This window comes from Ruegeria sp. BC2, from assembly GCF_056539245.1.
In genome coordinates this window covers 1591745-1614160 of sequence record NZ_JBQFUQ010000001.1, presented here as the reverse complement: position 1 = coordinate 1614160, position 22416 = coordinate 1591745, and the positions used below count along the sequence as shown (strand labels likewise).

24 protein-coding genes and 1 tRNA gene are annotated in these 22416 nt (G+C 61.6%); 12 read left to right on the top strand and 13 right to left on the bottom strand.

Features of this window, described 5'->3' with window-relative positions; all coding sequences use genetic code 11:
* Positions 1–46: 46 nt before the first annotated feature.
* The gene (gene ilvC / locus ACR0CU_RS07985) at positions 47–1069 is read right to left on the bottom strand and encodes a ketol-acid reductoisomerase (RefSeq protein WP_170390472.1); all 1023 of its coding nucleotides are present in this window, start codon (positions 1067–1069) and stop codon (positions 47–49) included.
* A 131-nt stretch (positions 1070–1200) separates the two neighbouring features.
* Between ilvC and ACR0CU_RS07980 the strand changes: the two genes are divergently transcribed.
* Together ACR0CU_RS07980 and ACR0CU_RS07975 are read left to right on the top strand one after the other, a co-directional pair.
* Positions 1201–1656 carry an Lrp/AsnC family transcriptional regulator gene (locus ACR0CU_RS07980; RefSeq protein ID WP_170366436.1) on the top strand — a complete coding sequence of 152 codons (456 nt, stop codon included), beginning with the start codon at positions 1201–1203 and terminating at the stop codon, positions 1654–1656.
* Positions 1653–2111, top strand: a complete 459-nt coding sequence (locus ACR0CU_RS07975) for an Lrp/AsnC family transcriptional regulator (protein WP_170363151.1) — start codon at positions 1653–1655, stop codon at positions 2109–2111. Before ACR0CU_RS07980 ends, ACR0CU_RS07975 begins: the two co-directional genes overlap by 4 nt.
* A gap of 3 nt (positions 2112–2114) precedes the next feature.
* Here ACR0CU_RS07975 and ACR0CU_RS07970 read toward each other — a convergent pair whose 3' ends face one another.
* Positions 2115–2816, bottom strand: a complete 702-nt coding sequence (locus tag ACR0CU_RS07970) for a GntR family transcriptional regulator (protein WP_170363152.1) — start codon at positions 2814–2816, stop codon at positions 2115–2117.
* Positions 2817–3047: 231 nt separating this feature from the next.
* On the opposite strand from ACR0CU_RS07970, the gene ACR0CU_RS07965 reads away from it, so the two are divergent.
* Entirely contained in the window at positions 3048–4175 is a 1128-nt protein-coding gene (locus ACR0CU_RS07965) for an aminotransferase class V-fold PLP-dependent enzyme (protein ID WP_170390471.1), read from the top strand.
* 13 nt (positions 4176–4188) lie between these two features.
* Here ACR0CU_RS07965 and ACR0CU_RS07960 read toward each other — a convergent pair whose 3' ends face one another.
* From ACR0CU_RS07960 to ACR0CU_RS07950, 3 genes are all read right to left on the bottom strand, one after another.
* Positions 4189–5385 carry a UbiH/UbiF family hydroxylase gene (locus tag ACR0CU_RS07960; protein WP_170446609.1) on the bottom strand — a complete coding sequence of 399 codons (1197 nt, stop codon included), beginning with the start codon at positions 5383–5385 and terminating at the stop codon, positions 4189–4191.
* A gap of 74 nt (positions 5386–5459) precedes the next feature.
* Positions 5460–5708, bottom strand: coding sequence for a hypothetical protein (locus ACR0CU_RS07955; RefSeq protein WP_170446607.1), 249 nt, complete (start codon positions 5706–5708; stop codon positions 5460–5462).
* Positions 5709–5830: 122 nt separating this feature from the next.
* Positions 5831–6475 (bottom strand): pyrimidine 5'-nucleotidase, encoded by a 645-nt coding sequence (locus ACR0CU_RS07950; RefSeq protein WP_005982272.1) that lies wholly within the window; start codon positions 6473–6475, stop codon positions 5831–5833.
* Between the two features lie 101 nt (positions 6476–6576).
* On the opposite strand from ACR0CU_RS07950, the gene ACR0CU_RS07945 reads away from it, so the two are divergent.
* Complete coding sequence (locus tag ACR0CU_RS07945; protein WP_093962488.1) at positions 6577–7224, top strand: GntR family transcriptional regulator; 648 nt, start codon at positions 6577–6579, stop codon at positions 7222–7224.
* Here ACR0CU_RS07945 and ACR0CU_RS07940 read toward each other — a convergent pair.
* Positions 7181–9100, bottom strand: coding sequence for a glycosyltransferase family 2 protein (locus ACR0CU_RS07940; RefSeq protein ID WP_170446605.1), 1920 nt, complete (start codon positions 9098–9100; stop codon positions 7181–7183). The two genes, ACR0CU_RS07945 and ACR0CU_RS07940, sit on opposite strands and share 44 nt — an antisense overlap.
* Before the next feature lie 89 nt (positions 9101–9189).
* Positions 9190–10356 (bottom strand): glutamine-hydrolyzing carbamoyl-phosphate synthase small subunit, encoded by a 1167-nt coding sequence (gene carA / locus ACR0CU_RS07935; RefSeq protein WP_170446603.1) that lies wholly within the window; start codon positions 10354–10356, stop codon positions 9190–9192.
* A 183-nt stretch (positions 10357–10539) separates the two neighbouring features.
* Here carA and ACR0CU_RS07930 point away from each other — a divergent pair, with 183 nt between their 5' ends.
* Complete coding sequence (locus ACR0CU_RS07930; RefSeq protein ID WP_170338416.1) at positions 10540–11025, top strand: GatB/YqeY domain-containing protein; 486 nt, start codon at positions 10540–10542, stop codon at positions 11023–11025.
* A gap of 6 nt (positions 11026–11031) precedes the next feature.
* Here ACR0CU_RS07930 and ACR0CU_RS07925 read toward each other — a convergent pair whose 3' ends face one another.
* The 3 genes from ACR0CU_RS07925 to ctaD all read right to left on the bottom strand — a co-directional run bounded on the left by ACR0CU_RS07925 (position 11032) and on the right by ctaD (position 13980).
* Positions 11032–11523, bottom strand: a complete 492-nt coding sequence (locus ACR0CU_RS07925; RefSeq protein WP_170446601.1) for a DUF2244 domain-containing protein — start codon at positions 11521–11523, stop codon at positions 11032–11034.
* Positions 11524–11566: 43 nt separating this feature from the next.
* Complete coding sequence (locus ACR0CU_RS07920; protein ID WP_170438771.1) at positions 11567–12166, bottom strand: 2-hydroxychromene-2-carboxylate isomerase; 600 nt, start codon at positions 12164–12166, stop codon at positions 11567–11569.
* A 155-nt stretch (positions 12167–12321) separates the two neighbouring features.
* Positions 12322–13980 carry a cytochrome c oxidase subunit I gene (gene ctaD, locus ACR0CU_RS07915; protein WP_170446599.1) on the bottom strand — a complete coding sequence of 553 codons (1659 nt, stop codon included), beginning with the start codon at positions 13978–13980 and terminating at the stop codon, positions 12322–12324.
* Between the two features lie 292 nt (positions 13981–14272).
* On the opposite strand from ctaD, the gene ACR0CU_RS07910 reads away from it, so the two are divergent.
* A complete protein-coding gene (locus tag ACR0CU_RS07910; protein ID WP_093962481.1) occupies positions 14273–14692 on the top strand; it encodes an HIT family protein in 420 nt (139 codons plus the stop codon).
* Here the strand turns inward: ACR0CU_RS07910 and ACR0CU_RS07905 are convergent.
* Entirely contained in the window at positions 14673–15119 is a 447-nt protein-coding gene (locus ACR0CU_RS07905; protein ID WP_480642784.1) for a MerR family transcriptional regulator, read from the bottom strand. The genes ACR0CU_RS07910 and ACR0CU_RS07905 overlap by 20 nt on opposite strands.
* A 77-nt stretch (positions 15120–15196) precedes the next feature.
* Here ACR0CU_RS07905 and ACR0CU_RS07900 point away from each other — a divergent pair, with 77 nt between their 5' ends.
* A complete protein-coding gene (locus ACR0CU_RS07900; RefSeq protein ID WP_480642782.1) occupies positions 15197–16150 on the top strand; it encodes a cation diffusion facilitator family transporter in 954 nt (317 codons plus the stop codon).
* Between the two features lie 314 nt (positions 16151–16464).
* On the opposite strand, the gene lipB is transcribed toward ACR0CU_RS07900, so the two are convergent.
* Together lipB and ACR0CU_RS07890 are read right to left on the bottom strand one after the other, a co-directional pair.
* On the bottom strand, positions 16465–17121 hold the full coding sequence (gene lipB, locus ACR0CU_RS07895; RefSeq protein WP_170446591.1) for a lipoyl(octanoyl) transferase LipB: 657 nt from the start codon (positions 17119–17121) through the stop codon (positions 16465–16467).
* A gap of 39 nt (positions 17122–17160) precedes the next feature.
* Positions 17161–17820 (bottom strand): DsbA family oxidoreductase, encoded by a 660-nt coding sequence (locus ACR0CU_RS07890; protein WP_170447082.1) that lies wholly within the window; start codon positions 17818–17820, stop codon positions 17161–17163.
* Between the two features lie 142 nt (positions 17821–17962).
* On the opposite strand from ACR0CU_RS07890, the gene ACR0CU_RS07885 reads away from it, so the two are divergent.
* From ACR0CU_RS07885 to arsB, 5 genes are all read left to right on the top strand, one after another.
* Positions 17963–18049 (top strand) — tRNA-Leu (locus tag ACR0CU_RS07885).
* Between the two features lie 139 nt (positions 18050–18188).
* Positions 18189–19034 (top strand): arsenate reductase/protein-tyrosine-phosphatase family protein, encoded by an 846-nt coding sequence (locus ACR0CU_RS07880; RefSeq protein ID WP_170390461.1) that lies wholly within the window; start codon positions 18189–18191, stop codon positions 19032–19034.
* Positions 19031–20029 (top strand): ArsJ-associated glyceraldehyde-3-phosphate dehydrogenase, encoded by a 999-nt coding sequence (locus tag ACR0CU_RS07875; protein WP_170446589.1) that lies wholly within the window; start codon positions 19031–19033, stop codon positions 20027–20029. The genes ACR0CU_RS07880 and ACR0CU_RS07875 overlap by 4 nt, the downstream gene beginning before the upstream one ends.
* Positions 20026–21303, top strand: coding sequence for an organoarsenical effux MFS transporter ArsJ (gene arsJ, locus ACR0CU_RS07870; protein WP_170366406.1), 1278 nt, complete (start codon positions 20026–20028; stop codon positions 21301–21303). The genes ACR0CU_RS07875 and arsJ overlap by 4 nt, the downstream gene beginning before the upstream one ends.
* Positions 21300–22343 carry an ACR3 family arsenite efflux transporter gene (gene arsB / locus ACR0CU_RS07865; protein WP_170390458.1) on the top strand — a complete coding sequence of 348 codons (1044 nt, stop codon included), beginning with the start codon at positions 21300–21302 and terminating at the stop codon, positions 22341–22343. The genes arsJ and arsB overlap by 4 nt, the downstream gene beginning before the upstream one ends.
* Positions 22344–22416: the final 73 nt, after the last annotated feature.

The following is a 22416-nucleotide window of genomic DNA, read 5'->3' as shown; positions in this document are numbered from 1 at the left end:
AAAAGGGCGGCCTCCGGGGCCGCCCTTGGGTTCAAGCCGTTCGGGCTTAGTTCTTTTCCTGATCGACCAGCTTGCCGGCCGAAATCCAGGGCATCATGCCCCGCAGCTTTTTGCCGACTTCTTCGATCTGGTGTTCGTCATTGGCACGGCGCGAGGCCTTGATCGTGGGCTGACCGACCTGGTTTTCCAGCATGAAGTCGCGCACGAACTTGCCCTGCTGGATGTCGTTCAGAACCTCTTTCATCGCCTTCTTGGTCTGCTCATAGGGCAGGATGCGCGGGCCGGTCACGTATTGACCGTATTCCGCGGTGTTCGAGATCGAGTAGTCCATGTTGGCGATGCCGCCTTCATAGATCAGGTCCACGATCAGCTTCACCTCGTGCAGACACTCGAAATAGGCCATCTCGGGCGCATAGCCGGCCTCAACCAGGGTTTCAAAGCCGCAGCGGATCAGTTCGACCAGACCGCCGCACAGAACGGCCTGCTCACCGAACAGGTCGGTTTCGCATTCCTCGCGGAAGTTGGTCTCGATGATGCCCGAACGGCCGCCGCCGATGGCCGAGCAATAGGACAGGCCGATTTCCAGCGCCTTGCCGGTCGCGTCGGTGTGGACCGCCACCAGGCAGGGCACGCCGCCGCCTTTGACATATTCGCCGCGCACCGTGTGGCCGGGGCCTTTGGGGGCCATCATGATGACGTCCACGCCCTCTTTTGGCTCGATCAGGCCGAAATGCACGTTCAGGCCGTGGGCAAAGGCGATTGCCGCGCCGGGCTTGATGTTGTCATGCACGTATTTCTTGTAGGTCTCGGCCTGAAGCTCGTCGGGCATGGTGAACATGATGACGTCGCACCAGGCCGCGGCCTCGGCGATGCCCATCACCTGCAGGCCTTCGGCTTCGGCTTTCTTGGCCGAGCGCGAGCCTTCGCGCAGGGCGACGACCAGGTTCTTGGCGCCCGAGTCGCGCAGGTTCAGCGCGTGGGCGTGGCCTTGAGAGCCATAGCCCAGAATGGCCACTTTCTTGTCCTTGATCAGGTTGATGTCGCAATCGCGATCGTAATAGACGCGCATTTTGCCGGTCCTTTCTGTTTCGATTGCTGCGGTTCTATCTGCAGTGATTGCTATTGGCGAGAGCGATGGCATTGGATATTGACGACAGAAGCGAAGAATAATTCTTAGAAACCGGAAAACTTGAAAAAGTCATGCTTGACGACATCGACCGCCGTATCCTGCGCCATTTTCAGGCTGACCCAAGCCTGAGCACCGCCGAGCTGGCCGAGCGGTGCCGGATCAGCAATGGCGTGTGCTGGCGGCGGATCGAGAAGATGCAGGCCGCCGGGATCATTCAGGGGCAGGAGGCCGTGATCGACTGGTCCGCCATGGGCTATGCGGTCGAGGTGTCGCTGCGGGTGACGCTGGACAAAACCCAGCCGCGCGCATTCGACGAATTCACCGAAGCCGCCCGCAAAGTGCCCGAGGTGATCGAGATCCAGACCTTTCTGGGGCGGGTGGATGTCCGCCTGTCCGTCATCGCGCGGGACATGGCGCATTATCAGCAGGTCTATCGCGATCGTATCCTGACCCTGCCGCATATCGCCGATATCGAGGCCCTGATGCACATCGCGCGGGTCAAGCGGGACGAGGTGCTGCCGGTATGATCGAACTGGATGAACTGGACCGCAAACTGCTGCGCGCTTTGGCTCAGGACGCGACGCAGAGTGCAGGTGCGCTGGGGCGGCGTTTCGGTCTGTCGCAGCCTGCCACCTGGCGCCGGATCCGGCGGCTGGAGCAGGCGGGCATCATCAAGGGGCGCAGGCTGCGCCTGAACGCCGAGGCGCTGGGGTTCGGCGTCACCGTATTCTTGGGCGTCAAGCTGGCGCGCAAAGGGCAGGTCAGCCTCGAAGATTTCGAACGCGCCGTCAGCGCCATTCCCGAGGTGCAAACCGTGGAACACGTACTGGGCCTGTATGACTACCGACTGCGGGTGGTGGCACGCGATCTGGCAGATTTCGAGCGTGTTCTGCGGCGTCGTATCATGACCCTGCCGGGGGCCGGGGATGTCGAAGCAAATGTACTGCTGAGCGAAGAACGCCTGCCCGGGCCGATTGGCTAGCGGTCAGTAACGGGTACGGATGCAATAGCCCGGATGGTGGGTCAGGCGGGCAAACGAAACCGGCTGTCCGTCTTTCCAGGTCGTGCGCTCAAGCTGAATCATCGCGGCCCCGGTCGTCGTTCCCATATAATCTGCCAAGTGGCTGTCGGCGGAAATGGCGTAGAGTGCAAGCTCGGCGTCAATGAAGGGGTTCGCATTCAACAGCCATTCATGCGGCCCGACTTCTTCCAGATTGGCATCTTCAACCTCGGGGACGGCCGAAATGTTGATCCAGCGTTCTTCGTGCTGAAACGGGCGGTTGTCGGCATAGTGCATGCACACCAGATGCAGGATCTGCGATTGCGGCGGCAGACCCAGTTGCGAGCTGAGCCAGCCCGGGCTCTTGTCGATGCTGCGCTCGACCAGGGCATAGCGGTAGGTCTGGTTCTGGTCTTCGACGATCTGACGGGCCAGCGACAGTTCCAGCTTGGCCTGTTTGCTGGGTGATTTCTTGACCCGCGTTCCGCTCTTGCGCTTGCGCTCGACGAACCCTTGCTCTGCCAGTTCGCGCAGCGCACGGTTGACGGTTGCACGCGCGCAGTTGAACTCTTCGGCAAGCTGGGTTTCGGTCGGCAGCAAGGAACCTTGGGGCCAGACCCGTGTCTCGATCCGCCGCTTCACTTCGTCCCGAACGAATTGAAAACTGATCCGCTTTTGAACGTTCACGGTCTAAAATATCCTTTCAAGCTCAAGATGTGCGTATCTGTTCAGAAACACGTCAAGGTGTAAAGAGAGAGGTGACACTAATTGGCGTCAATTCGGCCTATCAGGCTGCTGAGACGGGTGTGCAGCCGAGCTTCTGACCGTTGACTTAGGGGGAGCGCATGAGGGTCAATGAGCACTTTACCAACAGATGCAAAGCCTTCAGAAAGTGAGCAACCCAGAAAAGGAGACAACATGCCTGCATTGTTGAATACAGTCGATCCGGACGGGCTCGAAGAATTCTCGGTCGTGTTCACCGACCGCTCGCTCAATCACATGTCGCAAGCGTTCCAGCGGGTGATGCGCGACATCTCAGGGATGCTGCGTGAGGTCTATGGTGCGGACGGCGTGGCCGTGGTGCCGGGCGGCGGAACCTATGCGATGGAGGCCGTGGCCCGACAGTTCGCCCGCGGCGCCAACGTGCTGGTGGTACGCAACGGCTGGTTTTCGTATCGTTGGAGCCAGATCATCGAAACCGGGGGGCTGACGGCCTCGGCCACCGTTTTGAAGGCTCGTCAAACGGGGAATTCCAGCCCGTCGCCCTTTGCGCCGGCGCCGATCGACGAGGTGGTCGAAACCATTCGCAGCCAGCGACCCAGCGTGGTGTTTGCGCCGCATGTGGAAACCTCGGCCGGGGTCATTCTGCCGGATGACTATGTCACCGCGATGGCCGCTGCCGCGCACGAGGTCGGCGCGTTGATGGTGCTCGACTGCATCGCCTCGGGCTGTGCCTGGATCGACATGAAGGCCACCGGCGTGGACGTTCTGATCTCGGCCCCGCAAAAGGGTTGGAGCGCCTCGCCCTGCGCCGGTCTGGCCATGCTGTCCAACCGCGCCGAAGAGCGGCTGGTCGAGACCACCTCGGACAGTTTCGCGCTGGACCTGAAGAAATGGCGCCAGATCATGCAGGCCTATGAGGGCGGCGGCCATGCCTATCACGCCACCATGCCCACCGATGCGCTGCGGGCGTTCCGCGACACGATGCTGGAGACCCGCGACTATGGGTTCGAAAAGTTGCGCGATGCGCAATGGCGGCTGGGGAACGCGGTGCGGGCGATGCTGCGCGACAAGGGGGTCGTTTCGGTCGCGGCCGAAGGCTTTGGCGCGCCGGGGGTGGTGGTCAGCTATACCGACGATCCCGAGGTGCAGAACGGCAGGAAATTCGCCGCGCTGGGCATGCAAATCGCCGCCGGGGTGCCGCTGCAATGTGACGAGCCCGAAGGGTTCAGCACCTTCCGTCTGGGCCTGTTCGGTCTGGACAAGCTGTATGATGTTGATGGCACAGTGGCCCGGCTGAAGCGGGTTCTGGATCAGGTGCTGTAGGCCGGAACGGGCCTCAGCGCACGCCGAGGCCCATCTGCATCAACGTCTTGCGCACCACCGGCATCGAATAAAGCGCGTTCAGCCCGGCAGCGCGCGCATCGCGCAACGGCCGTGCCTCGACCATCGAGGCGCGGTTCAGCAGGTCGATCCCCTTGACGCGCAGTTCGATCTCGGCATGGCGGGCCTTGTGATAGGCCTCGAGCATCTGGGCATCTCCCAGACCCTCGGGCCGGGCCTGGGCCAGGTCCAGCAGGCTGCGTAGATCCCCCAGTGACATGTTCAGCCCCTGCGCGCCAATCGGGGGCACCACATGGGCGGCCTCGGCCATCAGCGCCACGCGCTGGGCCGACAGGCGCTCGGCCGATTGGCTTATGATCGGCCAGATCGTCCGGCGCGAGGCCAGTTTCAGCGGTCCGAACAGGCCGCAGGACCGCTCGGTCATCGCGGCCTCGAACTCGGCCTCGGGCAGGTTCAGCAATTCGACCGCGCGCGGGCCGCGCTCCATCCACACGATCGCCGACGAGGGCTGGCCCTGCCAGTCGGGCAGGGGGACCAGAGTGAACGGCCCGCCGGACCGGTGGATCTCGGTCGAGACGTTTTCATGGGCGATCGGATGCGTCACCGCAAAGGCCAGTGCCTTTTGCCCGTATCGTGTGGTGTGGACCTTGATCCCCGCAGCCTCGCGCATGGGCGAGTTGCGGCCGTCGGCGGCGACCACCAGCTTGGTGCGGATGCGCGTGCCGTCGGACAGGCCCACACGCGCCTCGGCGGTGCGGGTGAACAGGCTGACGGTGCCGGTGCCGGGGCGGAAATCGACATTCGGCAGTTCGTGCAGCCGGGCGACCATCTCGCGCCGCAGCAGCCAGTTGGGCAGGTTCCAGCCAAAGGGTTGATCCGAGATATCGGCGGCGTTGAAATCGCGCACCACGCGCGGCTCGGGGATATCGCCGCCAGCGTCCACGATGCGCATGATCTGGAGCGGCGCGGCGTGGGGTTCAAGCCGGTCCCACAACCCGCAGTGCTGGAGCAGGCCGTGGGCCGGTTGCAGAAACGCGGTGGTGCGCAGGTCGGACCCGTCGGCGTCGCGGTCGGTGACGGGCGGGGTCGGGTCCACGCAGATCACGTCGAACCCTGCGGCGCCGAATACGGCCGCCGCGGTCAGCCCGGCGATTCCGCCGCCGGAAATCAGGATGTCACAACTGTCGGTCATCGCGTCACTCTCCGTTGCCTGCGGACCCTAGTGCGGTTCTGGGGCCTGCGCCAAGTGACATCCTGTCCCGTGGTCTAGCCGCGTGAAATCAGGACCAGAACCAGGAACATCACCGGCACCATCGCCAGGGCCGGCAGATACAGGCCCGGCAGGCCGAACAACAGGGCCGAACAGCCCCACATGCTGACCAGCGCCGCAACGGTATAGCCCAGATCTTCGGGCTTGCCATTGGCCGCATCGCGGGCCAGCCAGCCAAACAGGGGAATTGCAAAAAGCAGGCGTTGCCAAAGGGGCTGGCGGCCGGGCATCTCGATCGCGGTCATCGGAATCTCCAGTTCTGTTCGTCGCTGAGCCTGATGTAGGAACGACTTTGCAGCTGCAGAATGCGCGGATCGTCGCAGTTTCGGGTGGCGCGCAGGCGCATTTCGTCGCAGTCTCGGGTGGTTCAGATCAGGCGCGCGAGAAAGGCGGTCAGGTCATCGGTGTGGTGGTGGATGTGATCCGCGTCATGCGGATCGGGCGCGACATGCACGGTACGCATGCCCATGTCATGCGGGGCCTTCAGGTTGCGCGGCTCGTCCTCGAACATGGCGGCGCGGTCGGGGCGGATGCCGTCGCGGGCAAAGACCGTTTCAAACGCGGCCTTGTCCGGTTTGGGCCGATATCCCGCATGTTCGACCCCATAGATCGCGTCGAACAGCCCATCCAACCCGCGCGAGGCCAGAACCCGCTCGGCATAGGGCGCGCTGCCGTTGGTGTAGACGATGCGCCGCCCCGGCAGAGCCCGGATATGCGCGGCCAGCGCAGGGTCGGGTTCCATGTGGCTCAGGTCGACCTGATGAACCGCGTGCAGATAGGGCTCGGGGTCTAGGTCATGTTCGGCCATCAATCCGGCCAGCGTGGTGCCGTGTTCGCGCCAATAGTGCTGGCGCAGCCGGTCAGCCTCGGCCCGGTCGACGCGCAGGGCTTCGACCACGTATTCCGTCATCAGCACCTCGATCTGATCGAACAGGCGCATGTGAGGCGGATACAGGGTGTTGTCCAGATCGAACACCCATTGTGTGACATGTGAAAATGCGGGCTTGACCATAGGCTTGGGTTTAGGCCGCGGCCACCGGGTTTTCAATGGCGCACTTGATTGCAGGCCCATGGCCCGGATAGACAGGTCCGAACGAGGAGAGACCCGACCCAATGAACCAGTCCCGACAGCCCCAGACCGATGCCTACAGCCTGATCCTCGAAGCGATCGACGTGGGTGTGTACAAACCCGGCGACCGGCTGGTGGAAAGCGAACTGGCCGAGCGGTTTGGCGTGTCGCGCACCCCGATCCGCGAGGCGCTGCAGCGGCTCGAGACGCAGTCGCTGCTGGAACGTGACGGGCGGTCGCTCATCGTGGCCTCGCTGGACCACAACCAGATGGCCGAGCTGTATGTCGTGCGGCGTGAGTTGGAAGGGCTGGCGGCCCGACTGGCCGCGCGCCACGCCACGGATGAGGAAATCAAAGTCCTGCAGGATATGGTCGAAGCCGATGACGCGCTTGTGGATGATCCAGTGGCTCTTTCCCGGGCCAACCGGCGGTTCCACGAGCAGATCCACCTTGCGTCGCACAACCGCTACCTTGTTCAGCAATTGGACCTTGTCCATCGCACCATGGCTCTGATGGCAACGACTTCATTGGCCGCGCAGGGCCGCGGTGAGATCGCTCAGAGTGAGCACAAGGGGATCGTCGAGGCAATCGCGGCTCATGACGAAGAAGCCGCCGACCGAGCTCTGAAGGAACATATCTCGGTCGCGTTCATGACCCGGCTGAAGCAGGATGCAATCCGGCGCGAGAAATAGCTTCCTCGTCTGGCTGCACTTCTTCGCTGGCCTGTCCGTGCTGGGTCTTGTCCCAGAAGAATGGTCTGACCGCCAGTTCCCACAGCGCCTTGTATGCTGCTGCCACGCCCAAGGGGTAGTAGAGTGCCATGGTCGGGACCCACGGCAGCAGGAAACGGCGACCGCCGGCCACCACGCCCAAGCCTCCAACTAGGATGTTCGCGGCCTCGGCGGTCAGGAATAGGTAGACACAGGCGTTCAAGATCTGCGGCGCCAATACAGCTTCAAATGGGTTCATCAGCCCCAAAAAGGTCAGCCAGAAGACCCACAGCACCGGGGCAAGCAGGAATTGTCCGACCGTTCCCAGGAAAAAGGCTTGGACACCCAGAAAGCGCCACATCCCCAGATCGCGCATCAATGCCAGGGGCGAGCGCATGTGGACAAGGTATGTGACCATGAACCCTTTGAGCCAGCGCGAGCGTTGCTTCACCCAAGGCCAGGCACGGAAATTGGCCTCTTCATACGTGGCGGTATTCACGATTTCGGTGCGATAGCCCGCGCGGCTGAGTCGAACCCCCAAATCCGCGTCCTCGGTCACATTGTGAGCGTCCCAGCCCCCCAATTCCAACAGCTTGTCCCTGCGGAAGAAGAACGTCGTCCCGCCCAGGGGCACCACAAGACCCAACCGTGCGATTCCGGGCAGGATCACGCGGAACCAACCGCTGTATTCGATGGTGAAGCAACGCGAGCGCCAGTTGGTGCGCGGGTTGTAGTAGTCCAGAACACCCTGCAGGCAGACCACATCATCGGGCGCGCGGGCGAATTGCTCCACCACGGTCTCGATTTGGTCTGGCAGAGGCGCATCCTCGGCGTCCCAGACGCCCAAAATCTCTCCTCGGCAGAAATCCAGCGCATAGTTCATCGCCCGTGGTTTGGTGGTCAGGTTGCCAAGATCGGGCACCTCCAGCGTTCGGATCCAGCTGGGCAGGGTGGTCTGCGCAAGCGCTGACCGGGTGACGTCATCATGCTCTTCCAAGACCAGGATCACGTCCAACAGCGCCTTTGGATAGGTCAGGCGTGTCAGCCGTTGGATCAGCGCACCGGCGATTTCCCGTTCCTTGTGCAGCGGCACCAGAATGGACACGCAGGGCAGGCGGTGTTGCGCAAGCAGACCGTCTGGTTTCTCGGCCTTTTTGGGGAAGAGATACGATATCAACCCGGCCAGCCGAAGAATCAGGAAAAGGATCAGCGTTGAAACTGCGGCCCAAAACAGCAGGGATAGCCCGGCATTCGGTTGCAGAGCTAGGCTCACAAGCGCAGCCAGCGCCAAGAGTGTCGGCAGGAGACGCGAACTCGCAGTCCATGAGCGGCAGCTTTGCGAAAGCGGCGCCCGTGTTTCCGCCGCCTCAGCCAAAGGTTTTGCGTAATGTCGGGCAATGGCTTGGTCGATGTCATCGGGTGCGGCCAGAACCGGCAGGACGGTCTGGGCGCAATCTGCCAACCCGGGCCTTATTTCATCAAAGCGGTCTGGGTAGGCTGTCGCGACCAAGAGCACGGGCCCGACTCGTAGCCACGGAATGGCATTGTGCGTCAGCCAGAACTGCATCGGGCGCAGCGCGCAAAGGTCAGGGGGTGGCGGCGTGTTTTCCAGATCGGCGATCTGCAGCCCATGTTGTTGGCCCAGCGCCAACAACACATCGCCGCGCGAGGCCATATGCTCGCCAACCAGAATTTCGCCCAGAGGAGCGTTCTGCCGCTCCTGCAGTTTCAGGGCGTGATCCAGTTGAGCGGGGGTGATCACCCCCAAGTCGATCAGGCAAGTGCCCAAAGGTTTGCGGGGGCCAATGCCGGAAACCGGGGTCGCAGGCCCGTGGCCCAGAGAATTCAATTCAACCATCATAGAACCCTGCCCGAAGTGTCGGGTCAGAGTTGCTCAATCAAGGTTAATTCCGGGTTAACGTTGACGCGGTCCGCAAACCTGCGGGATTAAGCGCGCACTTTTCGGTCGGCCATGGCCGCGGCAAACCGTTCAAACAGGTAAAAGCTGTCTTGCGGGCCGGGCGAGGCTTCGGGGTGATACTGAACCGAATACACCGGGCGATCGGACATGCGGATGCCGCAGTTCGAGCCATCGAACAGCGACCGGTGGGTTTCAACCACCCCCGCAGGCAACGATTGGGCGTCGACCGCGAATCCGTGGTTCATCGAGGTGATCTCGACCCTGCCGGTATCCAGGTCCTTGACCGGGTGGTTCGCGCCGTGGTGTCCGTGGTTCATCTTGATGGTCTTGCCGCCCAACGCCAGTGCCAGCATCTGGTGACCAAGGCAGATCCCGAAAATTGGCAGATCCGTGGTTTCAAGTACTTCCTTGATCATCGGCACAGCATAAGTGCCGGTGGCAGCCGGGTCTCCTGGGCCGTTGGACAGGAATACGCCGTCGGGGTCGTGCGCCAGCACCTCAGCCGCGGTTGCGGTTGCGGGCAGGACCGTCACGTCGCAACCGGCCGAGGCCAGGCAGCGCAGGATGTTCCGTTTTGCGCCGTAATCCAACGCGACCACCTTGTGGACAGGCGCTTCCTGCCGCTGGTAGCCGTCCGGCCAGGCCCAGCGCATCTCGTCCCAGCGGTAGCTTTGGGCGCAGGTCACATCCTTGGCCAGATCCATGCCCTCCAGCCCGGCGAAACCACGCGCCGCTGCAACCAGGGATTCGATGTCGAAGTTGCCCTGCGGGTCATGGGCCAACGCAACATGCGGAGCGCCTTGCTGGCGGATCGCACGGGTCAACCGGCGGGTATCGACGCCACCGATGGCGATCCGGCCACGGCGGGCCAACCAGTCGGTCAGCCGCTCGGCCGAGCGCCAGTTCGACGGCTCGGTCGGGTCCCACTTGACCACCATGCCCGCGGCCACCGGATCGGCGGTTTCGTCATCGTCGGGATTGACGCCGACATTGCCGATATGCGGGAAGGTGAAAGTCACGATCTGCCCGGCATAGGACGGGTCGGTCATGATTTCCTGATACCCGGTCATCGCGGTGTTGAAACACAGCTCGGCCACGGTTTGTCCCGTGGCGCCGAACCCGGTTCCGAAGAAGAGTGTTCCGTCGGCCAGAGCCAGACATGCGGTGGGCTTGGACGTGGCTTGATGGGCCATGGCGCGACTCTCCTATCGGGTAAATCGGCGCATAACTAAGGGGGTTGGTGCCTCGGGTCAACCCTGTTCAAATTTTGGGCTATTGTTGTTTTTCAATGATTTAGCCTTATCTGTCTGCTGTTGTGCCTCGGATTTTGTTTAGATATGTTCGGGGTTCCGTTGCCATGGGGATGGACAGAACAGATGGATATGCGAACTCGGGTGACCACTGCCCTGAAGCAAGCAATGAAGGACAAGGATGCCGAGCGTCTGTCGACGCTGCGGCTGGTCAATGCCGCGATCAAGGATCGGGACATCGCGCTGCGCGCGGCCGGAAACGAAGAGGCCAAGGGCTGCGATGACGCGGATGTTCTTGAGATTCTTGGGAAAATGAGCAAGCAGCGCAAGGAAAGCGCGCGGGCCTATGAGGAAGGCGGTCGTTTGGACCTGGCCGAGCGCGAACTGCGCGAGGTGAAGATCATCGAGGAATTCCTGCCCAAGCAGTTGGATGATGATGAGGTCGCAAAGGCGATCCAGACGGCGATCACGGCGACCGGTGCCGGGTCGATCCGGGACATGGGCAAGGTCATGGGCGAGCTCAAGGCCAACTACACAGGCCAGATGGACTTTGGAAAGGTGGGGCCGCTGGTCAAAGACCACCTGTGCGCCGCCTCTAACGGCGACTGCTGACGCGCTTTACTCGGGTGCCGGTTCGCGCAGCCGTTTTACCAGATCATCATACAAGGCAATGCGTTCCTCCTCTGAGAGGAACGCGCCAATCTCGACCACCCGTCCTTCACCCGACAGGGTCACATAGTTCGGGACGGGTCCGCCGGCTTTGTGCATTTCCGGACGGGCCCAGTATCGATTGCAACTCCATTCCTGCTGGCCGGTCCGGGCGCTGTGATGGATTAGGCGTGCTTGGGTTCCGGTAAGGGTCAGTACCTCGAATACGTTTCGGGACCGATAGTTTGCCTGGATCGCAAGCCATAGACCCGCCACCGTCAACAGAAGGAACGGCAATAGCCCCCACAGCAGAACCGATCCCAGAACTGCAAGCAGGGGGATCAGTCCAAACAGGAAAACCGATAGCACGACGGCCATCGCGCCGCGCGGTGGCAGGGAATTGTGCGGCCAAAGGCGCAATTCCTGTTCCGAGTTCGAGCTGTCGTTCCAATGGTAAGGCATATTGCAAAAATAGCGCCTGCTGATCCGGTGTCGATTGCCAATTTCAAACGACGTGTCCGACCCTCGCCCAGGACAGCGCGTCCTCAAGCCGGTCGTCGCCCCAGAACACTTCGCCTCGCGTGACAAAGCTGGGCGCGCCGAATACGCCGAGGCCCACCGCCGTTTCGGTTTCAGCTTTCAACGCGGTTTCGATTTCGGGGCTGCGCGCGCGGGCTAGGACTGGCAGCGGGTCCAGCTGGCAGCGGAACAGAGCCTCGGACATGGCGTTTTCACTGCCGGCTTCGATACCGTCCTCAAACCAGATCCTGTAAAGGTTTTGGGTAAAGCTCTTGCCCCATCCTTCGCGGATTCCCAGCAGCGCGACCTGGTTGGCCAATTCAAGGTTCGAGATCGGATAGGGGGCGGGCAGCTTGGCGTGGATATGGTACTTGGCTGCGCGGCGTTCGATGTCGCGCCACATGTAGGCCGACTTGACGGGTTTGCCCGCAAACGGAATGTTCTTCTGTTCAGACATGACCGCGCGTACGTCGAAAGGGCGCCAGTTAACCTGGGCCTGATGTTCTGCGCACCAATCGTCCAGACGCATGATGGTCAGGAAACTGTAAGTGCTGCCGATGGAGTACCAGAAATCAATATCGGGCATGGTGACCTCGGAGATTGGCCGGACATGCGGCGCGCCAAGGATACCCGATTTTCAACGATATTGCGACCGCCCGCGGAATGCGATGGTCGGTAGAGCGCGAACAGAAAAAGAAAAACCCCGCCGTGAAGGCGGGGTTTTCTGTTTTCGGGAAGGGATCAGTGCGCGTGGCCTTTGTCCCACTCTTCCTGCTTGGGCAGCTGCTCGAACGTGTGCTCGGGCGGCGGCGAGGGCAGGGTCCATTCCAGCGTATCCGCGTATTCGTTCCACGGGTTCGGGCGTGTTTCCTTGGCGCCACGGAACAGAGCGTAGAACACGATCCCGAAGAACAGCAGGAACGAAGCGAACGAGACGAACGCACCGATCGACGACACGAAGTTCCACTGAGCGAAGGCTTCGGGATAGTCGATGTACCGGCGCGGCATGCCCTGACGGCCCAGGAAGTGCTGCGGGAAGAAGGTCAGGTTTGCACCGATGAAGAACATCCAGAAGTGCACCTTGCCCCAGAACTCCGAGTACTGCCGGCCTGTCATCTTCGAGAAGTAGAAGTACACACCTGCAAAGATGGCGAAGACTGCGCCCAGGCTCATCACGTAGTGGAAGTGCGCGACGACATAGTAGGTGTCGTGATAGGCACGGTCGATACCGGCCTGCGACAGAACCACACCGGTCACACCGCCGACGGTGAACAGGAACAGGAAGCCGAAGGCGAACAGCATCGGCGTCTTGAACTCGATCGAGCCGCCCCACATGGTGGCGATCCACGAGAACACCTTGACCCCCGTCGGAACCGCGATGACCATCGTGGCCAGCATGAAGTAGGCCTGCTGGCGCAGCGACATGCCGACGGTGTACATGTGGTGTGCCCACACGACGAAGCCCAGCGCGCCGATTGCGATGATCGCCCACACCATCGGCAGATAGCCGAAGATCGGCTTGCGCGAGAAGGTGGCGATGACGTGGCTGATGATGCCAAAACCGGGCAGGATCACGATGTACACTTCGGGGTGTCCGAAGAACCACAGGATATGCTGGTACAGGATCGGGTCACCGCCACCGGCCGGATCAAAGAAGGTGAAGCCGAAGTTGCGGTCCATCAGCAGCATGGTGATCGCGCCCGCCAGAACCGGCAGCGACAGCAGAATCAGCCACGAAGTGACAAAGATCGACCAGCTGAACAGCGGAACCTTGAACAGGGTCATGCCCGGGGCACGCATGTTCAGGAAGGTGGTGATCATGTTGATCGCGCCGAGGATCGAGGAGGCGCCCGATACGTGCACGGCAAAGATCGCCAGGTCCATGGACATGCCGCCTTCGGTCGTCGACAGCGGCGGGTATAGAACCCAGCCCACACCCGAGCCGGCCTGGTCGTTGCCGCCTGGGGCCAGCAGCGAGGCGATGCCCAGCGAGGTACCGGCGACATACAGCCAGAAGGACAGGTTGTTCATCCGGGGGAACGCCATGTCCGGCGCGCCGATCTGCAACGGCATGAAATAGTTGCCAAAACCGCCGAACAGGGCGGGAATGACCACAAAGAACATCATCAGGACACCGTGATAGGTGATCATCACGTTCCAAAGGTGTCCGTTGGGCGTGCAGGGGTCGGCCATGAAGCCTTCCAGGCACATGTACTGAACGCCCGGATGCATCAGTTCAAGCCGCATGTAGATGGTCATCGCGACCGAGATGAACCCGGCAAAGGCCGAGAAGATCAGGTAAAGGATCCCGATATCCTTGTGGTTGGTCGACATGAACCACCGGGTAAAGAACCCGCGCTGGTCTTCATGATCGTGACCATGAATGGCTGCGTCTGCCATTTAGGTGCCTCCTGTTGCAAATAGACCGCGCAGCCGGACCTCTCCGGCGCGCGGGATTCCTGCTGGTTTTAGAATGCAAGGGGGCGGCCTTCAATGGCCGAGTTTGATCTGGATCAAGAATAATTGTCGCGGGGCAGGAGGACACCCGCGCGATATCGGCCTTGGATGACCGGTATCTGGGGATGATCGGGCGAATTGCAAGGACAGGGGCTGTCCAAGGGCGGAATCACGCCTTGACCCGCTGCGGGCTTGGCCGCAGAACAACACGCAGCCCCTTTGTCGGAGACCCACCATGACCGCTTATGATCCCGAAAACATCTTTGCCAAGATCCTGCGGGGCGAGATCCCCTCGACCCGCGTCTACGAGGATGAGGACACGCTGGCTTTCATGGATATCATGCCGCGTGCGGACGGGCACCTTCTGGTGATCCCGAAAACGCCTTGCCGCAACGTGCTGGATGCCACACCCGAGCAATTGGCCGCAGTCATGACCACGGTTCAGAAACTGGCGCGTGCGGTCATGCGCGCCTTTGACGCCGAAGGGGTGACCATCCAGCAGTTCAACGAGGCGGCCGGAGGGCAGGAGGTGTTTCACCTGCATTTCCATGTCCTGCCCCGGCACGAGGGCGTCTCTCTGCGCCCGCCCGGAAAGATGGGCGATTTCGACGAGATCGCCAAACACGCCGAGCGCATCAGGGCTGCGCTGGCGTGACGGGTGGAGGCACCTGATGCGTCCCTGAACAGGCATCGTGATGCCCAAACGCCTGCAAGACTGAGCAGACGTGGTCGTGCTGCCCGTCGCAGGCGGCTGCGATCCGGGCAAGTTCGGTCTCGAGCCGGCGCAGTTTTGCAATACGATCTTGCAGGTCCGCCAGTTGCCGCTCGGCGATTTCGTGTGCCCGGTTCAGATCGGCGCCTTGGGCGCCTTCCAATGACAGCAGGGCCTCGACATCGGCCAGTGGCAGTCCAAGATCGCGCGTGTGTTTGACAAAGTGCAGCCGCTCGAGCGCGGCGCGGTCATAGCGCCTTTGGTTGCCAGCGCTCCGTTCCGGCGGTGGCAGCAGGCCCCTTTCTTCGTAAAACCGGATCGTGGCGACTTTGACGCCTGTGCGCCGTGACAAATCCCCGATCGAGAACATTTTCCGCAATCCCCCTTGAACCTCTAGTCACTAGAGGAATTAGGTATGGACCATGACCCAGACAAGGACACGACATCATGGCGCATGATCATTCCCACGCCGGACACAAACACCACGCCCAAATCGACGCCGATGCCGGAGACGCGCGGGTGGCATGGGCCATCGCGGTCAACATGTTTCTGACGCTGGCACAGGTGGTCGGCGGAATCTTTTCGGGGTCGCTGGCGCTCATCGCTGACGCGCTGCACAATTTTTCCGACGCGATTGCACTGATCATCGCATTCTTTGCCCGCAAGATCGCGCGACGCCCAGCCGACCCGCGCATGAGCTTCGGATACGGTCGGGCCGAAGTGGTCGCGGCGCTGGTCAACTATACAACGCTGATCGTCATCGCCGTGTACCTGATGTACGAAGGGGTGACCCGGTTCTTTCAGCCCGAGCCGATTGATGGCTGGCTTGTGGTCTGGATTGCCATGCTGGCGTTGGTGGTGGATCTGATCACCGCGCTTTTGACCTATAGCATGGCCAAAACCAGCATGAATATCCGCGCGGCTTTTCTGCACAACGTTGCTGACGCGCTGGGATCGGTTGCAGTGATCGTGGCCGGGGTGGCTGTGATCCTGTTCAACTGGACCTGGGTCGACCCGGTCGTCACCATTCTGATTTCGCTGTACATCCTGTGGCATGTCCAAAGCGAGATCGGAGAAACGATCCGTGTTCTCATGCTTGGCGCGCCGCCCGATCTGGACCCCGAGGAGGTCGCCTCGGCCATTGAGGCAACGGACGGCGTGCGCGAGGTTCACCATGTCCACTTGTGGAGCATGCAGGAAAACCAGCCCGCTCTTACCGCGCATCTGGTGGTCGAAGACTGCGCCTGGTCGCAGGCTGAAGAGGTGCGCGTTCTGGTGAAACAAACTATGCGCAACAGTTTTGGGATCGGCCACCTGACGCTTGAGGTGGAAATGGCCGGTCGGGCCTGCCCACAGACCATGCGGTTCGGCCATGCCACAGACCAATCAGGCGAAAACTGAGGCCCCAAAAACGAGAATTGCCGTTCCGATATGGGGTCGGAACGGCAGACTCGTAACCAAACACTTGATCGATTTTCGCGGGCTGGCCGCGATCACCGGTTAACATACCACTCACTCTTGAACGGTATATTCATGATACCTCAAACTGCGGCTGTTGTGTGGAAGGAAGAAGGAGATTCCCTAAATTTTATGGCAATTCGCGGCAGTCTTCGGAAATTTGCGACCGTATTGAGAAACAGAAGAACCCTGCATCGAGGATTGTCGTTCCGCAGGGTCAGATTCTGCGATTCGAGAACATGGTCGACGCGAAGGGGTCAGGCCACCTCGGGGCCAAAAGCCTCAGTAAAAGTTTTGCGCAGCGCCACATCGACATCGGCCATTGTCACCGGCAATCCCAGATCCACCAACGAGGTCACGCCGAACTCCCGGATACCGCAGGGAACGATGCCCGAAAAATGCTCTAGGTCGGGTTCCACATTGATCGAAATGCCGTGGAAGCTGATCCATTTCCGCAAGCGGATGCCGATCGCAGCGATTTTGTCCTCGGCTGGTTCGCCGCTGACGGTCAGCGGCTTGTCCTTACGCTGCACCCACACACCGACACGGCCTTCGCGGATTTCTCCGTGGACGTTGAACTCGGCCAGTGCCGAGATCACCCAGGTTTCCAGCTGTTTGACAAAGCGGCGGACATCATGGCCGCGCTTTCCGACATCCAGCATGACATAGACGACCCGCTGGCCAGGTCCGTGATAGGTGTATTCGCCCCCGCGCTTGCTGGCATAGACCGGGAATCGATCCGGGTCGGTCAGGTCTTGGGGTTTGGCTGATGTTCCGGCCGTATAGAGCGGCGGATGCTCCAAGAACCAGATGCACTCGTCCGCGGTTCCGGCCGCAATCTCGGCCACCCGCGCCTCCATGAAGGCGACGGCGGTGTCATAGTCGGTCAGTCCGTCGGTGATCTTCCATTCCATGCGCGCCTCATAGCCGTCCTGCTGTCCAAGCGAAAGAGGTTAGGCGGCCTCGGCCCGGCATCGCTGCAGGACCTGAGCGTAGGTCTTGGTGCCCTGCGCACCCGCCAGCAGGTACTTGCCGCCAAAAACCATTGCCGGAACTCCGGTGATGCCTCGGCTGGTCCAGAATTGTTGCTTTTGCCTTACCGGGCCTGCATGCGCGCCCGACTCCAACGCCGCGCGGGCGGCGTCTGGGTCGAGGCCGGCGGTCTGAGCGGCATCCAGCAATACCTCAATTTTCGAAACATCCCGCTGATTTGTGAAATAGGCCTTGAACAAGGCCAGCTTCAGCGGGTGTTGCCTGCCTTGCGTTTCGGCCCAGTCCAGAAGTTGATGCGCTGCAAAGGTGTTCACTATGCGGCTGTCATCATTGAAATTGAACGTGAAACCCAAATCCGCACCCAGCGCGGTCAGCCGGTCTCGGGCCTGCTGGCTCTGCTCGGCGGTCGAGCCGTACTTTTCCATGATGTGCTCTCGCAGGTTCTGGCCATCCGGCCCCATTGCGGGGTTCAACTCGAACGGGTGCCACCGGAGCTGCGCCAGCACGTTCTCCTGCTCCAGCGCCAGATCAAGCTGGCGAAACCCGACGATGCACCACGGGCATACGACATCGGATACGATGTCGACTTGGATGACGGGGCGGGGATCGGGTGTGGTCATCGGATGTTCCTGCTGCGATGTGGCATCGGGTTTCATGACCCCACAGATATGGTTGCAGGCCGGGAATTCCAATGCGGTTGCTTTTGCCTCTTCACATCCTTTTGCCAAGCGTCTATACGCCGCTTACCAAGTCACAGGCAGTGCGGCCGTGGCGGAATTGGTAGACGCGCAGCGTTGAGGTCGCTGTGGGGTAACACCCGTGGAAGTTCGAGTCTTCTCGGCCGCACCATTTTCTTCAATATCAATTCACCCGTCGTTCCGTTTTGGGCGAGGGGCATCTTTGTGGCCAATCGTAAAATCTTGCCTGCGGTTTAAACGCGCCAAAAACGGGCACTTGATTTCGTCTGTAATTCGAATATCCATGAATTATGGAAAAAGTGATTCCCGACCGCCTGTCCACCTTGGGTCATCCGGCTCGGTTGGCCGTTTTCCGGCTGTTGATGCGCCGGTATCCCGATCGCATACCCGCGACCGAGATTGCCATGGCGTTGGACCTCAAGCCGAATACGCTGTCCAACTACGTAAACGCGCTGATGCAGGCCGGCCTTGTGACGCAGGAAAGGGTCGGGACGTCCTTGCGCTACTCGGTGGATATGGACGCCGTGCGGCAGACGTTCGATTACCTTCTGCTGGATTGCTGCCGTGGGCGTCCGGAACTCTGCGCGCCCAGTCCACTCAACGGCGTTGACGCGCATGCGGCCAAGGCCCCGCGTACCTACAACGTATTGTTCATATGCACCGGGAATTCCGCGCGTTCGATTTTCGCCGAGGCCCTGTTGAAGCAGCTTGGCGGCGACCGGTTCAACGTGTTTTCTGCCGGTACACGTCCGCGGTCCCAGTTGAACCCAGCGGCGCTTGAGGTGCTGCGGCAGAATGGGCACGACATCTCGGACCTGCGCGCCAAGAATGTAAGCGAGTTCCAGGCCCCGGGCGCGCCGAAGTTCGATTTCGTGTTCACCGTATGCAATCAGGCTGCGAACGAAGACTGCCCCGCCTGGCCCGGGCAGCCGGTCAGCGCGCATTGGGGTATGCCCGATCCGGTGAAGGCCGAGGGAACAGAGGCCCAAAAACGCCTTGCCTTCCAGCAGGCCTACGGCGCGTTGCGCAACCGGATCCTGACCTTTTCGTCGCTGCCGTTCGAAACCCTAGACCGTATGTCCCTTCAGAAGGCCGTGGATGACATCGGCCAGACCCATACCGGAGAAACCGCATGACCGTTTATGCTCTTAACGGCCTTGGCCGCATCGGCAAGCTGGCCTTGAAACCCCTGCTTGAGAAAGGCGCGCAGATCGCCTGGATCAATGACGCGGTGGGGGACCCCGCGATGCACGCGCATCTGCTGGAGTTCGACACCGTGCATGGCCGCTGGGACGCCGATTTCAGTCATGACGAAAACTCGGTCACCATCGACGGCGTGCGGTTGCCCTTCATTGGAACCCGCAACCTGTCGGATCTGCCGCTTGAAGGCGTCGACGTCGTCATCGACTGCACCGGGGTCTTCAAGACCGAGGCAAAACTGACCCCTTACTTTGACGCCGGTGTGAAGAAGGTGGTGGTCTCGGCGCCGGTCAAGGATGGTGATGCGGCCAATATCGTCTTTGGCGTGAACGAAGGCACCTATGATCTGGCCCGCCACCGTATCGTGACCGCGGCCAGCTGCACCACGAACTGCCTGGCCCCGGTGGTCAAGGTCATCCACGAGAGCCTGGGCATCCGGCACGGCTCGATCACCACGATTCATGACGTGACCAACACGCAGACGATCGTGGACCGTCCGGCCAAGGACCTGCGCCGTGCCCGGTCGGCGCTGAATTCGCTGATCCCCACGACCACTGGCAGTGCCACGGCGATCACCCTGATCTATCCCGAACTGACGGGGCGGTTGAACGGGCATGCGGTGCGGGTGCCGCTGCTGAATGCCTCGCTGACCGATTGCGTGTTCGAGGTTGAACGCGAAACCACGGCCGAAGAAGTGAACGCCCTGTTCAAGGCCGCGGCCGAAGGGCCTCTGGTCGGCATTCTGGGCTATGAGGAGCGTCCTCTGGTTTCGACCGACTATACCAATGACACCCGGTCCAGCATCGTGGATGCACCGTCGACCATGGTGGTGAACGGAACGCAGGTAAAGGTCTATGCCTGGTACGACAACGAGATGGGCTATGCGCACCGTCTGGTGGATGTCGCGATGATGGTCGGGGCATCGCTTTGACCAGCGCTTCCCAACGTCCGGACGGGCTGTCGGCCTATATCTCCGTCACGGCAGCCTATTGGGCCTTCATGCTGACCGACGGCGCCCTGCGGATGCTGGTGCTGCTGCATTTTCACACGCTGGGCTTTTCGCCGGTTCAGCTGGCCTATCTGTTCGTGCTGTACGAGATCGCCGGGATGGCCACCAACTTGGCCGCCGGGTGGATCGCCGCGCGGTTCGGTCTGACCGCGACCCTGTACGCGGGGCTGACGATACAGGTGCTGGCATTGCTGGCGCTAGCGCAGTTGGATCCGGGCTGGACCATCGGTATGTCCGTCGCCTTCGTGATGGTCGTGCAGGGTGCCAGCGGCGTGGCCAAGGACCTGACCAAGATGTCGTCGAAATCGGCGGTCAAGCTGTTGGCCCCCACCGAAGGTGGCGGGTTGTTCCGCTGGGTCGCGGTGCTGACCGGGTCGAAGAACGCGGTCAAAGGGGTGGGCTTCCTGCTGGGAGCGGCCTTGTTGGCAGGGTTCGGCTTCACGGGTGCCGTGGTGGGCATGGCGGGGGTGTTGTTCCTGATCCTGGTGGCGGTGCTGCTGGCGATGCCGCCGGGGCTGCCCAAGGGCCGCAAGGGCGCTAAATTTTCCGAGGTCTTTTCGAAATCGGCCAATGTGAACTGGCTGTCCGCGGCGCGGGTCTTCCTGTTCGGGGCGCGCGACGTCTGGTTTGTTGTCGGCATCCCGATCTATTTCTACGCCGTGCTGTCGGATGGCAGCGAAGCCGGCAACCGCTCGGCCTTTTTTCTGGTCGGCGGGTTCATGGCCTTGTGGATCATTCTGTACGGCATTGTTCAGGCTGCCGCCCCGCGTCTGCTGCGGGCAGGGGCGCGGGATGAGGCCGATCTGGTCGCAGCAGCGCGCAGCTGGGCCTGGGGGCTGGCCTGCGTGCCGGCCGTCCTGACGGTGGCTGCGCTGATGTCCTCTGGGCCCGCGCCGTGGCTGACGCTGACGCTGGTGGGTGGACTGCTGGCCTTTGGCGCGGTCTTTGCGGTGAATTCCTCGCTGCATTCCTATCTGATCCTGGCCTTCACCCGGGCCGAGCGGGTGACGATGGATGTGGGCTTCTACTACATGGCCAATGCGGGCGGGCGGCTGTTGGGTACGCTGCTGTCTGGCCTGACCTATCAATGGGGCGGGTTGCCCTTGATGCTGGGGACGGCGGCCGCCATGGTCGCGCTGTCCGCCCTGGCGGCGGGGCGCTTGCAGCCCCACACAACTTCCGAGATATCTGCATGAGTGTATTTGAACGGTATCTGTCCCTGTGGATCGCGCTGGCCATGGTCGCCGGGATCGCCATCGGCTCATTCGCGCCGGGTTTGGTCCAGGCCATAGCGGCGGCCGAGGTGGCCAATGTCAACCTGGTGGTGGCGGTGCTGATCTGGGCCATGGTCTATCCGATGATGGTGGGGGTGGACCCAAGCAGCCTGCGCGACGTGGTAAAACAGCCCAAAGGGCTGGCGATCACCTTGGTGGTCAACTGGCTGATCAAACCCTTTACAATGGCGGCGCTGGGCGTGCTGTTCTTCGAATACGTCTTCGCCGACCTGATCGCGCCCGCCGATGCCCAGCAATATATCGCGGGGCTGATCCTGCTGGGTGCCGCGCCCTGTACGGCAATGGTGTTCGTCTGGTCGCATCTGACCAAGGGGGACGAGAACTATACCCTGCTGCAGGTGTCGGTGAATGACATCGTCATGGTCTTTGCCTTCGCTCCGATCGTGGCCTTCCTGCTGGGTGTGACCGACATTTCGGTTCCGTGGCAGACGCTGGTCCTGTCGGTTGTCCTGTTCGTGGCGCTGCCCCTGGCGGCAGGTGTCTGGACGCGCAACCGGCTGGGCTCGGCCGAGCGGATCGAGGCGTTCCGCGACCGGATCAAACCATGGGGCGTTGTTGGCCTGATCGCGACCGTCGTCATCCTGTTCGGCCTGCAGGGGCAGGTGATCCTGGACCGCCCGATGGTTATAGCGCTGATCGCCGTGCCGATCCTGATCCAGTCCTACGGGATCTTTGCGGTGGCTTATGCGGCGGCTTTTGCCCTGCGCGTACCTCACCGGATTGCGGCGCCCTGCGCACTGATCGGCACGTCCAACTTCTTTGAACTGGCGGTGGCCGTCGCCATCAGCCTGTTCGGCCTGAATTCGGGTGCGGCTCTGGCCACGGTGGTGGGCGTTCTGGTCGAGGTGCCGGTGATGCTGTCGCTGGTGGCTTTCGCCAACCGGACGCGCGGCAGTTTTGCCGAGCGCTCGGAACAATCTCCAAAGGACGTCCGGGCCTAGCAATCCGATGGTGGAAATCTGGCGTCAAACAGTGGTAGACGCCTAGCGCGGACCCGGCTTGGCCGGGCGCCGC